Source organism: Methylophilus sp. DMC18, from assembly GCF_056314005.1.
The window spans coordinates 144369-159615 of sequence record NZ_JBQUZE010000003.1 but is presented as its reverse complement, the minus strand read 5'-3'; the positions used below and the strand labels follow the sequence as shown (position 1 = coordinate 159615).

At 50.5% G+C, this 15247-nt stretch carries 17 protein-coding genes; 5 read left to right on the top strand and 12 right to left on the bottom strand.

Going from position 1 to position 15247, the window contains the following annotated elements:
• The first annotated feature begins 275 nt into the window (after positions 1–275).
• Positions 276–1052, top strand: coding sequence for an exodeoxyribonuclease III (gene xth / locus ACT53G_RS07675; protein WP_476155822.1), 777 nt, complete (start codon positions 276–278; stop codon positions 1050–1052).
• Here the strand turns inward: xth and ACT53G_RS07670 are convergent.
• From ACT53G_RS07670 to ACT53G_RS07660, 3 genes are read right to left on the bottom strand one after another with little or no spacing between them, the layout of a single operon-like run.
• Positions 1049–2002, bottom strand: a complete 954-nt coding sequence (locus ACT53G_RS07670; protein ID WP_476155824.1) for a hypothetical protein — start codon at positions 2000–2002, stop codon at positions 1049–1051. The genes xth and ACT53G_RS07670 overlap by 4 nt on opposite strands.
• A gap of 12 nt (positions 2003–2014) precedes the next feature.
• A complete protein-coding gene (locus ACT53G_RS07665) occupies positions 2015–2443 on the bottom strand; it encodes a DNA polymerase III subunit chi (protein WP_476155826.1) in 429 nt (142 codons plus the stop codon).
• 5 nt (positions 2444–2448) lie between these two features.
• Positions 2449–3930 carry a leucyl aminopeptidase gene (locus ACT53G_RS07660; RefSeq protein WP_194748807.1) on the bottom strand — a complete coding sequence of 494 codons (1482 nt, stop codon included), beginning with the start codon at positions 3928–3930 and terminating at the stop codon, positions 2449–2451.
• Positions 3931–4018: 88 nt separating this feature from the next.
• Here ACT53G_RS07660 and lptF point away from each other — a divergent pair, with 88 nt between their 5' ends.
• Together lptF and lptG are read left to right on the top strand one after the other, a co-directional pair.
• Positions 4019–5128, top strand: coding sequence for an LPS export ABC transporter permease LptF (gene lptF, locus ACT53G_RS07655; protein ID WP_194748808.1), 1110 nt, complete (start codon positions 4019–4021; stop codon positions 5126–5128).
• Positions 5125–6219: an LPS export ABC transporter permease LptG gene (gene lptG, locus ACT53G_RS07650; RefSeq protein ID WP_194748809.1), complete on the top strand. Its 1095-nt coding sequence runs from the start codon at positions 5125–5127 to the stop codon at positions 6217–6219. The genes lptF and lptG overlap by 4 nt, the downstream gene beginning before the upstream one ends.
• Before the next feature lie 18 nt (positions 6220–6237).
• On the opposite strand, the gene ACT53G_RS07645 is transcribed toward lptG, so the two are convergent.
• From ACT53G_RS07645 to ACT53G_RS07635, 3 genes are all read right to left on the bottom strand, one after another.
• Positions 6238–6639 carry an RDD family protein gene (locus tag ACT53G_RS07645; RefSeq protein WP_194748810.1) on the bottom strand — a complete coding sequence of 134 codons (402 nt, stop codon included), beginning with the start codon at positions 6637–6639 and terminating at the stop codon, positions 6238–6240.
• An 84-nt stretch (positions 6640–6723) separates the two neighbouring features.
• Entirely contained in the window at positions 6724–7266 is a 543-nt protein-coding gene (fae, locus tag ACT53G_RS07640; protein ID WP_313985285.1) for a formaldehyde-activating enzyme, read from the bottom strand.
• A gap of 47 nt (positions 7267–7313) precedes the next feature.
• Positions 7314–7742 (bottom strand): GNAT family N-acetyltransferase, encoded by a 429-nt coding sequence (locus ACT53G_RS07635; protein WP_476169314.1) that lies wholly within the window; start codon positions 7740–7742, stop codon positions 7314–7316.
• A gap of 154 nt (positions 7743–7896) precedes the next feature.
• Here ACT53G_RS07635 and ACT53G_RS07630 point away from each other — a divergent pair, with 154 nt between their 5' ends.
• The gene (locus ACT53G_RS07630; RefSeq protein WP_476169112.1) at positions 7897–8529 is read left to right on the top strand and encodes a response regulator; all 633 of its coding nucleotides are present in this window, start codon (positions 7897–7899) and stop codon (positions 8527–8529) included.
• Here the strand turns inward: ACT53G_RS07630 and ACT53G_RS07625 are convergent.
• Genes ACT53G_RS07625 through ACT53G_RS07610 form a run of 4 tightly spaced genes read right to left on the bottom strand, consistent with a single transcriptional unit; the run spans position 8524 to position 11138 of the window.
• Positions 8524–9669, bottom strand: a complete 1146-nt coding sequence (locus ACT53G_RS07625; RefSeq protein WP_476144551.1) for a sensor histidine kinase — start codon at positions 9667–9669, stop codon at positions 8524–8526. The two genes, ACT53G_RS07630 and ACT53G_RS07625, sit on opposite strands and share 6 nt — an antisense overlap.
• A 37-nt stretch (positions 9670–9706) precedes the next feature.
• Positions 9707–10498: an HD-GYP domain-containing protein gene (locus ACT53G_RS07620; protein ID WP_476169111.1), complete on the bottom strand. Its 792-nt coding sequence runs from the start codon at positions 10496–10498 to the stop codon at positions 9707–9709.
• Entirely contained in the window at positions 10488–10925 is a 438-nt protein-coding gene (locus ACT53G_RS07615) for a response regulator (protein ID WP_476144555.1), read from the bottom strand. The genes ACT53G_RS07620 and ACT53G_RS07615 overlap by 11 nt, the downstream gene beginning before the upstream one ends.
• A gap of 21 nt (positions 10926–10946) precedes the next feature.
• On the bottom strand, positions 10947–11138 hold the full coding sequence (locus ACT53G_RS07610) for a hypothetical protein (protein ID WP_194748816.1): 192 nt from the start codon (positions 11136–11138) through the stop codon (positions 10947–10949).
• A gap of 251 nt (positions 11139–11389) precedes the next feature.
• On the opposite strand from ACT53G_RS07610, the gene ACT53G_RS07605 reads away from it, so the two are divergent.
• Entirely contained in the window at positions 11390–11770 is a 381-nt protein-coding gene (locus ACT53G_RS07605) for a DoxX family membrane protein (protein WP_194748817.1), read from the top strand.
• 39 nt (positions 11771–11809) lie between these two features.
• Here ACT53G_RS07605 and ACT53G_RS07600 read toward each other — a convergent pair whose 3' ends face one another.
• Positions 11810–13072 (bottom strand): sigma-54-dependent transcriptional regulator, encoded by a 1263-nt coding sequence (locus tag ACT53G_RS07600; RefSeq protein ID WP_194748818.1) that lies wholly within the window; start codon positions 13070–13072, stop codon positions 11810–11812.
• Positions 13073–13081: 9 nt separating this feature from the next.
• Complete coding sequence (locus ACT53G_RS07595; protein WP_313985275.1) at positions 13082–15244, bottom strand: sensor histidine kinase; 2163 nt, start codon at positions 15242–15244, stop codon at positions 13082–13084.
• Positions 15245–15247: the final 3 nt, after the last annotated feature.

The window sequence follows — 15247 nt, the reverse complement described above, 5'->3', positions numbered from 1 at the left end:
GGATCCAGACAACATGAAAGATATCCTGACTGGATGCGAGGTGTTCTGTCAGGCCCAACTGTATTTATACGGCAGTGGTATGCAAACAGATTGCAGAAATAAACACAGAATCCATGAGGTATCCGGAGAATTGATCTCATTAATGCTCCGGGTGTGAGTTAACAAGCCGGTTTAGACCGGCATGCAGGCATTGCCTGTGATCTCAGTTGCTCGTGTAAAATAGCGGCAAATCAACGTCAGCACGGCTTGTTGCACTGAATTTAAGGGGAAGATGGTTGAAACTCGCTACTTGGAATATTAACTCGCTGACCGTGCGTTTGCCGCATGTGCTGGACTGGCTCAGTGCGAATCAACCGGATGTACTGTGCTTGCAGGAAACCAAACAGGAAGATAGCAAGTTTCCGTATGCGGCGCTCAAAGAGGCTGGCTACAATGCCGTGCATAACGGCCAGAAAACCTATAATGGCGTGGCGATCCTAAGCCCGCATGCAATAGAGGCTGTTCACCTGGACTTGCCAGACTATGCTGACACGCAAAAACGCATAATTGCGGCCACCATACAAGGCATTCGGGTGATTTGCGCCTATGTCGTCAATGGCCAGGCAGTAGACTCAGACAAATACCATTACAAGCTGGCATGGCTTAATGGACTGCAAAGCTGGCTTCAAGCAGAACTGAGTCAACATGAAAAACTGGTAGTTCTTGGCGATTACAATATTGCACCAGACGACCGTGACTGCCACGACCCGCAGGCCTGGCTGGGCCAGGTGCTGGTAAGTCCGGCTGAGCGGGCCGCCTTTCAGCAATTGCTGGCCTTAGGCTTGCATGATAGCTTCAGGTTGTTTAATGATCAGGCAGGCGAGTTTAGCTGGTGGGATTACCGCATGGCCGCCTTCCGCCGCAATATGGGCATGCGGATTGATCACATTCTCGTCAGCAACGCCCTCAAACCACACTGCGAAAGCTGTGTGATAGATAAAACACCACGCAAGCTCGAACGCCCCAGCGACCATACGCCCGTGGTGCTGACCCTGGCCAACGCAAGCCCTTAAACCGTTGGCATCACAAACTTGATGCCCTGCAACACCTCCAGAATGCGTGACTTAAGCCGTTTGTTCATGTCTTCTTCCATCACCTGCAGTTGCATCGCCACCAAGGCAGCGACTTTTTCTTGCATGCTGGCAGCATTGACCGACAAGTCGTCCTGCATGCCCTGCTTGAAGGCCTCCAGTTGTTGTGCAGACAGTTCGTTAAACACTTGCTGCAACGATTGTTTATAGTCTGCAGCCAGAGTCGCCGCAGCCAGCTCGTGGCTGGCGGACAAGCGAGACTTGGCTTGTTCCTGTAATTGCTGCAAATGCGTCTCCAACGCTGCTTCCAGTTGGCTACGCAATGCCAATACTCTGCTTTCGAGTTCGGTTTGCTGTTGCGCCAACAAACTGGCGAGCCGTTCATCCAGCCATTGCTGGCTATTGGCCTCCAACCGCTCAAGCAGTGTTTGTTCGGTGGTGGCAAATGTGGCCTGCTGCGACGCATTCAGCTGGACCAGCTTATCTTCGACCGCCTGCAACTGTTGCTCGGACTGACTTTCCAGCGCCTCGGTAAACGCTTGTTCCCGTTGTTGCATCTGAGCGAGCTGCCCCTCTGTCAGCGCGCTCAGGCGCGCCTCCAGACCCTCCACCTGTTGCTTGCTGACATTGCCCATCGCTTCACGAAAAGCTTGCTCAATCGACTGTATGCTTTCGCCGATTTGGGTTTGTGCCTGTGACAACACGGTCTGTTGCAACGCGTTGGCATACTGGGTCAGCCCTTGCTGGTGCTGCGCGAGCGACTCACTGGACTGCTCGGCCAACTGCGTCGTGATGAGTTGCGTGATCTCAGGCAATAAAGCCTGTTTGAGCTGTGCCACCAGTTCGTTCATGTCTGGCATCACCACCTCGGCCACTGGCGCCGCAGATTTTTGAACAACTTTGGTTAACACCGGAATTTCTGAAGTTTCCACACACCCTCCCCGTTATGCTTGTGACTGCATGGACTTGATATGCTGAATCTCATAGCCCCGATCACGGTAAAACGCCCAGCGCTGGCGACCAGTCGCTTTTTCAGTTTCGTCTTGCCCAATGATTTCGAACACATGCCGAAAACGGCTAAAAAACTTGGGCAATGCTGTTTGGCAGTTAAACAATAAATCATCCTGCCGGATCTGCTCAGGCGCCCAGGCAATCTGCACAGGCGTCAGCGCTGCATGGTCGGCATCGGCGAGCACATGCGGTAAAAAGCCTTCAACCGGCTGCTGCCAAAGCTGAGTACTCAACTGCTCAGCCTGCTGACGATCTGACAAATAGACGGTGACACTGCGCTGCCTGGAAAACGCCTGCGATATTAAATGTTGCATCAATGCAGGCGTATCCGGCACATCCGTATAAAAACGAATTTTGGTCATGCCTTTTATTGTGCGGCTTGCGCCAACAGATAACTCATGAGCAAAGGCACTGGCCGGCCAGTGCCACCTTTTTCCTTGCCAGATTTCCAGGCAGTGCCTGCGATATCCAGATGTGCCCAGTCATACTTTTTGGTATAGCGCGACAGGAAGCAGGCGGCTGTAATACTGCCGGCGGCGCGCCCGCCAATATTGGCCATGTCGGCAAAATTACTGTCCAGTTGTGCTTGATAGTCATCCCACAGCGGCATTTGCCAGGCACGGTCACCGGCTTGCTCCCCCGCCTCCAGCAACGCTTTGGCCAGCTGGTCATTATTGGCAAACAAGCCACTGACATGATGGCCGAGTGCAATCACGCAGGCACCGGTCAAGGTTGCAATATCAATCACCGCGGCAGGCTCAAAGCGCTCGGCATAGGTCAAGGCATCACACAGAATCAAACGGCCTTCGGCGTCGGTATTCAATACTTCTATTGTTTGGCCAGACATACTGGTCAAAATATCGCCAGGTTTGGTCGCGCGGCCGCTTGGCATATTCTCACAGGTCGGGATCAAGCCAACCACGTTGAGTGGCAGCTTCAACTCACCCAAGGCCTTGAACACGCCAAACACGGATGCCGCGCCGCACATGTCATACTTCATCTCATCCATCTCAGCCCCTGGCTTGAGTGAAATGCCGCCAGTATCAAACGTAATGCCTTTACCCACCAGCACCACCGGTTTTTGCGATTTTTTACCGTGCAAATGCTGCATGACAATAAAGCGCGGCGGCTCTTCGCTGCCACGGGTCACGCCTAAAAATGAGCCCATATTGAGTTTTTCAATCGCAGCCTGATCCAGCACTTCGACCTTGAAGCCATATTCCTTGGCTAACTTTTCAGCCTGCTTGCCCAAATAGCTGGGCGTACAGATATTTGGTGGCAAATTGCCCAGGTCTTTGGCCAACGCCACGCCCTGGCCAACGCTCTGCCCTTGTTTCAGCCCCAGCTCGGCCTCGGCTTGTGCGGATTTTTCAAGCAACACGCTGACGGATTGCAGCGGATGCGGCTCCACCGATTTCTCTTTGACCGCATTCACTTTGTAAGTGGCATCGAGCGCCACCTCAGCCAAAGCTGCCGTTTTTTGCTGCACACTGACTTTTTTCAACGCAAGCGCGGCAAAGTCGGTGGCGAGGTGATCTACGCCTGCTGGCAACGCTTTAATCGCGGCGCGGAAACTGGCACGCAATCCTTTGAGATTCAGCTCATCGGCTTTACCCAAGCCGACCAGCAGCACTCTGGGCGCCGCGACGCCTGCCAACTGGCGCAACATCAGAGTGGTACCAGCCTTACCTTCCATATCGCCAGACTTGACGGCCGCCGAGATGGCTTTCTCAGTGGCGCCATCCAGCAGCTTGGCTAAATCGCTGAGTTTACGGCCTTCAAAAATGCCCACCAGCAAGCAATCTGTACGCAATTTTTCCGGGGAAGTGCTTTTTATGCTAAATTCCATCTTTATCCTTTTTGGTTCCATGCAACTAGCTTAAGTGATGGTTGTATTATCTAGTGTTTTATGCTGATTTCAAAGCGGTGCATTTAAATTGAAAATTTTCAAACGTGCATTGTCTGCAGAGCTGATGTCTTCTGCCTCTGCCATCTTCCTGATTATCCTCGGCATCGTTGTCGCCCAGCGCGCGGGCAATATCGTACGCCAGGTCTCCAGAGGCATTTTACCTAACGATGCCATTGGCACCATCCTGACCTTTAGCCTGGTGCAATTCATGCCCATGATGATGTCGCTCGCCGTTTTTCTGGCCGTGCTATTGACGCTGACACGCTGGCACCGCGACTCGGAAATGGTGATCTGGATGTCCGCAGGGCTGAGTTTAAGGCAATGGGTCTTGCCTATCATGCGGTTTCTGGCGCCGATTGTGCTCATCATCAGTCTGTTCAGCCTGATAATTATGCCTTGGGCCAGTGGCAAGGCTGACAGCTACCGCGAGCAGCTCAAAAAACGGGACGAACTGTCATCAATCAGCCCCGGGACCTTTAAGGAGTCGAGCGCGGGCGATCGCATTTACTTTATTGAGAGCTTTGACAAGCTTGGCTACGAAGTCAAAAACGTGTTCGTCCAATCCAAACAAAACGGCAAAATTGGCATTATTACTGCGAATCGTGGCAGCCGCTACAAAGCCAGCAACGGTGATAATTTTTTACGGCTGGAACATGGCCGGCGTTATGAAACAACGCCCAACAGTCTGGAGGTCATGACCACCGAGTTTGAGCGCTATGATATCCGGGTCGAAGCCAAAGAGACTGCGCCCGCCACCACCACCGCGCAGATCAAGTCCACGCAATCGCTGCTGAGCGATGCCAGCGCCGCAGACCATGCCGAGCTGCACTGGCGCATGGCGATTCCGATCTCAACCATCGTCATGGTCCTGCTTGCCATCCCGCTCAGCTTTGTCGATCCACGCGCAGGCCGCTCGCTCAACATCATGTTTGCGATCCTGATATTTATTATCTACAACAACCTGCTCAGCATTTTTCAGGCCTGGATTACGCAAGGCAAAATTTCGGTACTGGTGGGATTGTGGCCCGTGCACCTAAGCTTTATCCTGCTCGGCTGGTATCTTTACCACCGACGCAAACATCTGAAACCGTTGATGCCGGGCTGGCTCAAACGCACCCCCAAAATCGCTAAGCCATGACCCTGACCCGTTTAAACCGTTATTTCTGGCAAGAGATCAGCTTCAGCATCATGCTGGTGCTGTTGGGCCTGCTTGCCATGTTTTCGTTCTTTGACCTGCTACAGGAGCTGGACAGCCTGGGACGAGGTCACTATGGCATCAACAGCATGCTCACCTATGTCGCTCTCAGTATCCCAGGCCATATATATGAGGTGGCGCCAGTCGCCGTATTGCTGGGCATCGTTTACACCTTGGGCGCGATGGCCGGGAACTCGGAGCTGATTGTCATGCGCACCAGCGGCATTTCGTTGCAATCCATTGCCATGATTCTGCTTAAAATCGGCCTAGTATTTGCATTGGTGACCTTTCTGATTGGCGAGATCATTGCACCCATCAGTGAAAAACTGGCGCAGCGCATCCGTATTCAAGCCACTGATTCCGTCGTCGCGCAGGACTTTCAATCCGGACTCTGGATTAAAGACGGCAGCAGTTTTGTCAATGTCAGCTCGGTCATGCCAGACACCAGCCTGGTCGATATCCGCATTTATGATTTCGACCCCCAGTTCAAGTTAAAGCACATCAGCCATGCAGAGAAAGGCTACTTTCAGGATGACCACTGGGTACTGTCTAACGTCACCCAGACCAATATCAATCACAGCAAACAGATTCAGGATAACTCGATCACCTCACAGTTTTTCAAGCAGACGCGCTGGGAGTCACTGATCCGGCCAGAACTGTTGAATGTGCTGCTGGTATTGCCAGAAAAAATGTCGGCCTGGAACCTGTATAGCTTCATTCAATACTTACATCAAAATGGACAACGCAGTACCCGCTATCAGGTCGCACTGTGGGCTAAGCTGGTCTATCCACTGGCCTGTTTGGTGATGGTGGTACTGGCCTTACCGTTTGGCTTTTTGCAACAGCGTGCCGGTGGCATCAGCGCCAAAATCTTTGCCGGTATTTTTCTGGGCGTGGTCTACCAGATCATGAACCGCGTGTTCGTGCATTTGGGTGTGCTCAATGACTGGCCACCGCTGGTGAGTGCCATCAGCCCGACGCTACTGTTTTTGCTGGTCGGCCTGGGCATGCTTTACTACGTAGAGCGGCGTTAAAACCCGCCTGACTCGTGCTTATGTGATGCTGATTATCCGCGTGCCAAGCAGCCGGTCATGCAAAAACTGCTGCTCGCGATCCAGTACTGCCCACCACAATGTCAGCCCAGCCGGGAGCAACAACAGTGTTGCCACCCCATAGCGCAGCAAAGCCAGGCGCCAGTCCAGCAAACGGCCCTCGGCATCTACCACTTTCAGCTTCCAGGTCTGGCTGGCCAGCGTTTGGCCGGTCACCACCCAACAGCGCACAAAGTAAGCGCCTATCGACAGCCACAACAGCATCTGCAAACCTAAACGCCGCCAGCCATGACTGGCATCCCCCACCACCAGCACATAAGCGGCGGTCAGTGCCAAGGCCAAGGCCAGCATCAACAAGGCTTCATAAATCACGGCCAGATATCGTTTAATTAAATATTTCATTGCGCGTCTGCCCACTTTCGCCGGATAACAAAAACCCCGCACATGCGGGGCCTATCTCACACAGGATAAACGGGGGATCCTGACTTATTTCTGATCCCAGCTATCTTCCCACATGCAGTGCTTGATTTTGTGACGGTTAGCAATCAGCTCATCAATGCTAGGCTCGTCGTTCAACGCGCGTTTCAAGGCCAGCTTGATCGCTTCGTAGTTGTTTTTGTACAGATCGGCTTTGTCCAGATTGGCTTCTTTGGCACAGCCCGGATCAATCCACAGCAAGGCAATAATGCACAGATCATTGACCAGCTCTTTAGGAACAATGCCTTCGATCACTGCATCGGTAATGCCATCAGCCACACCGGCTTGCACCACACCACCGAACAATTCGATATTCAAGGAGTCTTTCAAGGTGACTTTTGGCACCATCATGGTCGCTGGGCGCACCATCTGGTTGATGTCACGCACGGCAAACATGGCTGTGTGGCCTTTGGTTTGCGCCATCATGTTCGCGAAAGCCGTACCCACTGGGCCGTCCACGGCACCGATCACGATTTCTGGCATCGCGGCAGTCACGTCCTTGCCTTCGGAAAACACGGTAGCTTCACCCGCTTTAAATACGATTTTTGACATGAGAATTCCTTTGTATGTCTGGATGTTGGAGAAAATTCAAACCGTGATTATATCAGTTCAAGCTGCATATCGACATGCAGGATATTGGCATCCAGATAAGGTTCGCTGGTGACTTTGAATCCAGCACGCCTGTAAAAATCGATCGCATGCACTTGGGCAGAAAGCCGTACGCAGGGCACAGATAACGCTCGCCCCCCCTCTATCGCAGACTGCAACATGCAAAGGCCAACACCCTGCCGTCGCCACTCGTGCAAGACGGCCATACGCCCGATATACCCGTTATATAAAACACGCGCACACGCAATCGGGGTACCATGTTTAATGCCTAGTAAATGCATTGCGCCCCCATCTTCAGCATCCCACTCCAGCGCCTCTGGCACACGCTGCTCTTCAATAAACACAGTCTGGCGAATGGCTTGGCACTTGGGCCAGCGATCATCTGGAAGGTAAAATTGCTCGATACGAAAATGAGTCACAATATTCAAGATCTGACCGATCTAATTTAAAAAAATAGCTATTTCTAGCCTTTTAACTATTAAAAATATTTAAAGTAGAATTTATTGTTTCATAAAATTAATATTTTAATCTAAAATTTGATAAATTATCATTAAAATCAACAGGGTAAATAAATTGGATAGTGTCAAAGTATTTAGAGCGCAAAATAATCGCATTCCTCAGGACCAGGAGGTACTGAGTACCAAGGATGCGTCAAAACTGCTTGACCTGTCTGTTGCCACCGTTCAGAAACTGGTTGAGAATGGTTTGCTGGAGGCCTGGAAAACCAAGGGGGGGCACCGCAGAATCTTGAAAAGTTCGATCATTAACTACGCCTCCTCCATCAACAAAACGGATCTCGCCTCAGCCGCCAAACTTTCAGTCCTGATTGTTGAAGATAATCAGGAGCTTGCCAGGTTATATGCATTGAAAATCGCTGAGTGGCAACTGGATATCGAGCTGGAAATTGTAAACTCAGGCATAGAAGGGCTTATTCAGCTGGTGAAATCTGTGCCTGACATCCTGATCACCGACTTAAAAATGCAAGGGATAGACGGTTTTCAATTACTGTCCATCCTCAAAGAAGACTACTCGCTACAGGGCATTAATATCATTGTGGCGACTGGACTCACTCCGGCCCAAATAGAAGGCAAAATACCAGACTCAGGGATTACCGTCCTGCACAAACCGATCAATTTTGAGTTTTTACATGGCTATTTTGTTGCCCAGATCAGCCACAAACTCAAAACATGTTTCAACAGGCTATGACCGCTGCCTAGGCAAGAAAATCGTCGCGGCGGTCCCTTTATCCTTCTCGCTGCTTATTTCTACGCGGCCATTAAAAAGCTCTACAATTTCCCTCACCAACACCAAGCCCAAGCCAGTGCCTTCAATGGCTTGATCAGCCTTGGCACGCCAGTATTTTTTAAATAGATGCTTTTGCTGTTCGCAAGTGATACCAATCCCGTAATCAATGACGGTAATGGCAACCTCATGCTCAGCGCTAGGCGCATTCACTTTGACAATCACACGCCCACTCGAGTACTTGTAAGCATTACTGATCAAGTTATACAGCGCTTGTTTGAATTTATTGACATCCATGACAACTTCTATCCTGCGTGTGGCAGGGACAAACTCGATAGGCGTTCTATTGGCAGGCGGAAAGTAGTAGTCTGTCATTTTTCTCACTTCCGTATTCAGCTCAACCTTTTGTAACTCCATCTCACTCCCGGCATTGATCTCAAATTGATTGAGGCTCAATAAGTCTTTGAGGACTTGATTCAGAAAACCGGATTGGGAGTGAATGGCATCCACGAGAAATGCGTTCTCATCCTGAGCACATAGTTTCGTTTTTAGTATTTCAGAGAAGCCTAAAATATTTCCAATCAGATTTCTTAGCTCATGCGCTGCTGCCAGCAGGTGCTCAGACTTCGTAACATTCGAATGATACTCATACGTAATGTCTCGGTAATAAATAATCTCTTTCACGGCGCCATCTGATGGATGACGGACGATTTTTTGCAGCACGCGAAACTCCGGGGTCTCGGTGAATAGTTGATTCACTCGATCAGTTTTACGCCGATAAAACTTATGCGGATTATTGAAGTTATCCTGGCGTAATTTGTAGAGTAGCCCCACCCGCCCTTTCTCAATCACCCGACTACTGAGCCGGGTCAGAATATCATTCAATACTTGCTGATCTTGAGAAAGTATCTGTTCTTTTTTGATCCCGGTGAGCAAGGTAAAACTTTCATTGACGAATTTCACCGTATCATCATGGCAAATCACGATGATGCCATCTGGTGAATATTCTAAGGCAGAGCGTAAGTCCTCATCAGGCCGCATGGCGGTCTGCCAATAAGGCGCGCGCGCGTCTTTGACACGATGCTCATATGAAATGTTTTCCAAAATTTGCCCCGCCATATTCAACGTTTCTACCTGACAACTATTTATCAAAAAAACTCAAAGCAGAGTATTTAAGCATTTGCTCGTAAGAAATCGCCTTCTGATCAATATGCTTTTTCAATCGCTCAAATTGCTTATAGTGCTTTAAAAAAACTTCCGTTAACGCGGGGTCAAAATGTGTACCCGCAAGTTTCTCTATCTGCTGATAGGTCTCCTCATAGCTAAACGCTTTTCGATAACATCTATCCATGGTCAGTGCATCAAAAAAATCGACCAGTGCCACAATGCGCCCCACCAGAGGGATTGCTTCTTTTGCCAACCCTCGCGGATAGCCTGTGCCGTCGTATTTCTCGTGATGTGTTAACGAAATCAACGCGGCCAATTTAAACAAGGGGAGTTCGTCCATGAGTATCTTCTCACCGATTTCCGCGTGCTGATTCATGATCAGCCGCTCATCCACCGTGAGCGCTCCTCGTTTTTTCAAAATGTCATCAGGCACCCCGACTTTGCCGATGTCATGCATGGGCGCGGCCAACCTCACCATGCAACAAAAATCCTGAGGCTTGTTTAATAAATGGCAGAGATACTCTGAGAGGTAACCGACGCGGGTAATATGCACGCCGGTGTCATCATCTTTACTGGCTGCCACCCGTGCCAACTTACATAAGGTGGTGTGATGCGCACTGACCAGCGCATCGTGATTAGCCTCTTTTTCACCCTTTAGCACCGAAAAATCCTGCGCCAATTTAAGCAGTTGCTCAACCAAGTTAGAACTGGAAGCCTCAACCATCTCGTGAATAAATGCTGTGCCAAGTTGCAGTTTACTTGCCATATGTACTCCTTATTCTGGAAACCCGTTCCAATAAATCTATGGGACTAAAGGGTTTTTCAATAAAATCATTAGCCCCGGCCAGCAAAACATCAAACTTTGTTTGCGTATCGGTCATGCCACTCAAGACATAAATCAAAGAATCATTTAAAGCAGGTAAGGCTCGCAGTTGTTTACACAACATTAACCCATCGACACGATCCATTAAAATCAAATCGATAATAATCAGATGCGGCAGATGATGTTCGGCCAGATAAAGGGCCGACACCGCATTCTCTGCACACTCGACTTGATAATCCTCTTCAGCAAATAATGTTTTCAATAGCAATCGCGTGTGGAGCTGATCATCCACAACCAGTATTCTCTTTCTTTGCGCAGTTGAATCAATAAATTGCGTCAGCTTCCACCACTCATTCTGTTTATCGGACATCAAAGGCGCTTCTTTCTCAAATCACAAGGAGTCTCTGCCATGCGGGATTGGACGCAAGGCGGATTGCATTTCCTCAAACAGCAGATTTAATGCTGCATCAGAAACAGCCACAATCAAATTAAAACGCGTGTCATTGAAATTTTGGTTAATTTCTCTCGACAACTGGTCTTTCAATGCACGCAGCTTTTCAATTGAGTCATCTTCGATATTCATAATTAATCAAATTTAATATTTTATTTAATAATAATATTAAATTAATAGATTATCAATTTAAGGAGTAATTTTATACAACGCAAGGGAAAATTTCACTACAGATAAGGCATAAATGTGGAAATTTTGCTCAAGCAAGGACGGGGCATGCGCATGAAGGGAGCGAAATGGCCAAGGCGGTGGTCAAATATTGCAATTATCTGACCCCCCAGGCATCATACGTCCTTTATTAAAACAGGACTTGAGGAAAAGTTATGTGTCGTTTTCAAACCGCAGCGGCCAGGATTTTACTGGGGCTGGTGTTTTTTGGGGTGGTGATTTTAAAGCTGATGGCCATTTTAAATACGCCTGATGGCTATCTGCAATACCAGATGATGTTAGGCCAATTTGGCCTGCCAGCCGTGTTTGCACCATTGCTGATTTTCATTCAGTTTGTGTTTGGTCTGTTGCTGATCGTGGGGTACAAAACCCAACTCTCTGCGCGCGTTTTAGGCGTGTTGGCGGTATTTATGGCACTGGTGCTGGGCCAGGCTTCGCTGGACGCGTTTTTTGCCTACCTGGGCATCGCCGGTGGCATGTGGTTGTTGAGTATTTATCCGCAAACTGCTTGCAGTCTGGATAACCGCAACAAATAAACGATTCAGTCGTAAAAAGCCGGGTTAGCCCGGCTTTTTTTATCCCTTGATTTTGATCCCCAGCTGTTTGAGCTTGCGATAGAGGTGTGTCCGCTCCAGCCCCGAAATTTCTGACAACCGGCTCATATTATTTTTGACCAGCCGCATATGGTACTGGAAGTAAAAACGCTCGAAGTCATCGCGCGCTTCACGCAAGGGCTGGTCCAGATTAAGCGGCATATGCTGCTCAGACGACTCGCCGCGCTGCCCTTGAAAATTGGCCAGAACACGCTGCACATCGGTCTGGGTAATGCTTTCACCCAAACTGGTCATGAGCAGGTTCTGCACGACGGACTCCAGCTCGTCCAAATCACCTGGCCAGTCAGCATTGCGCAGCGCATTCAGCGCCGCCACATCAAACGCCTTGTAGTCAATCTTGCTGGCTTCAACCATCAGGGTCGCCATCGCATTGACCAGATCGGGAATATCCTCTTTGTGCTCATCCAGGCAAGGCACCTTCACCGCTGACCCAGCCAGCGTTTGCAGCAAGGCCTGCTCAAGCATGGCTTTTTCAATCAGTTGCGGCAAGCCATGCTCACTGGCGCAAATCACGCGTACGCCGTATTTTTCGGATTTATTGATGAGCAGGTGCAGGCCTTTTTGTTCGGTCTTGCCCAGTCTGGTGACTTCATCGACAAACACCACGCCTTCGCGGGCCTGCTCGAGAATTTCCATCGGTGCGGTGACCAGCTTCTCATACTCGGTCAAGGCCACCCACGGCGTATTCTGCGGACGCAAAAACTTGGCGCACAATGGCACGCTGCCACCTTTTTTACCAATCAGGAACAAGGTGTTTTTATGGCGCGCCAGCTGCTCCAAGCGCTGCTTGAGCTCCTGAATGACGGCACTTTTGCCAAAGCTGGACAGGTTAATTTCGGTATGCGCCAGATGCTCGGTATGCTTGATCGCTGCGCCTACGGTTTTGAGCAGCTTTTGCAAGGCAATCGGTTTTTCGAGGAAGTCGAACGCCCCGAGGCGAGTGGCCTCGACCGCGGTATCTATGGTGCCATGCCCAGACATCATGATCACCGGCATGGTCAGCAAGCCGGCATTGGCCCATTCTTTAAGCAGACTGATGCCATCGCAATCAGGCATCCAGATGTCAAGCAACACCAGATCCGGTCGCTGCTTGAGCCGCTCGTCCCTGGCAATTTGTGCATTTTCTGCCAGGCGCACGACGTGCCCCTCATCCCGCAAGATATCGCTTAATAACTCCCTGATGCCGATTTCATCATCGACGACCAAAATATTACGTGAAGCCATGGTACTTCCTTACACGATGCGCTCAACGCGCCGACGTTGTTGTTGTTTATCGACCGGCAAGCTGATGGTGACGCTGGCGCCCCCTTGTGGCAGATTATCAATGCGTATCTGTCCACGCTGCTCTTCTATCATTTTTTTGACAATGGCTAATCCCAACCCGGTACCGTGTGACTTGGTTGTGACGTAAGGTTCGAACACCCTCGCCATCACCTCGGTGGGAAAACCACTGCCGTTATCCGTCACTGACAATTTTATACGCTCGCCATCATAATCGGTCAAGATCACAATTTGCGGTTGTTCAGTTTGCACCAATGCATCCTGGGCATTTTGCAGCAGGTTATGCAGGATTTGGCGCATCATGGTGGCATCGGCATAAATCTCGGGCAGCTGCTCATGCAGGGACAGTACCAGCTTGACCACAGAGGCGTTATAAAGGCGGCTCACATCGCGGATCAAGGCATTCAAATCCAGCCTTACCAGTTGGGCGGCAGGCGTTCTGGCATACTCACTAAATTCGTTGACCATATTCTTCATCGCCTGCACCTGGTTGACGATGGTATCGGTAGACTTAAACAGCATCTCCGCATCCTTTTCTTCCAGTTTGTCGCGCAGCTTCAGCTGCAAGCGCTCGGCAGACAGCTGTATCGGTGTCAGCGGATTCTTGATTTCGTGCGCCAGCCGTCTGGCTACCTCGGCCCAGGCGGCATCGCGCTGGGCTTGCGCCATGGCGGTCACATCATCAAACACCACTACCAGGCCGTGCCCCGCCCCTTCCGGCAACCGCGTCACCCGCAGCATCAGCATCTGCTTGCCATGCACCCCTTCAATTTCGATCTGGCTGCTTAAATGCCGCTCATGGTGGTCAAATTGCAACGTGTCTTCATAGTGCTGCATCACCAACGCTGTAAAAGGCGTGAGGTAATCATTTTCGGCCGCAATGTCGGTAAAGACTTTGTTTTTAAAGCCCACCAGCGAAATCCCCAAAATATTGGTGGCAGCCAGATTGTAAACACGCAGTTCCGCCTGTTCATTAATGGTCATCACGCCTGAGCTTAGGTGCGACAAAATAGCTTCCAGGTAGGCACGTGCAGACTCCACATGCTGACGGCTCTGTTCGGAGGCATTTTTCGCTTCCTGCAACTGTCGCGTCATGCTGTTGAACGACTTCACCAGCACACTCAGCTCATCCTTGCCAAATGAGGGCAGCTGCTGCGAATAATCGCCACTGGCAATCAGCCGGGTCCCCTCCGCCAGTACCGTCAAGGGTTGCGCCATGCGCCGACTCAGTGCAAATGCGATGGTCAATGCGCCCAGCATGGACAGCAGCAAAATCATGGTCAGCGTAAGCATGAAAATGTCTTTGAGTGACTGCCGGCTGTACGACAAGGTCTGGTACTCGCGGTAGACCTCCTGCACCGATTCGGCAGTATTCGAGAGCGCCTTGGGCACCGGTTGCATCAATTGCAGAATCCGCATCTCGCCCGTGATCCCCAAGGACTCCACCGGAATCAGCACACGCATGTAGAGGCCTTTGCCGGGGATAGGCTCGATTTTGCCGTAGATACGACTACGTGCCTGGCGCAACTGCGGCACAGAAGGCAGTTCGGGTAAAAAGCTGCTGGGGTCAGAGCTGCTGACAGCCAGAATCGCACCTTGCGGGGTCAGCAATGCCGCATCCTGAACGCCGGCTTTTTCACGCAGATCGTTCAGTTGTCCATAATGTGAGCGGGCCGTTTGCAGTGATAGCGAGACCGCCATGCTTTGCGCCTTTTCCTTGACGTCCTCCAGCATGATATCCAGCGCCCGTTGCCCCAGATTCAGCCCCCCATCCAGTGCGGATTCGACCTTAACGTTAAACCAAGACTCAATCGAGCGTGACAGGAAGTTCACGGAAACCAGATAGACGATCATGCCTGGAATCAACGCCATCAGGGCAAAAGACACCAGCAATCTGAAATTCAGCTTGCTGCCTACCTGTTTGGCTTTGGTGGTCTGGTAAAGATGGCGTAACTGATAGGCAATCACCCCCAGCAACAACACGGCGAGGCCAGCATTGATATACAGCAGGATCAGGTAATAATCCCCACTGATGGCGGTGTTGGCACTGGCGAGAGACAGCAGGTACAGCAGGGCTGCCGCCAGTAGAATGGACAAAATCAGGACATACCGCATAGG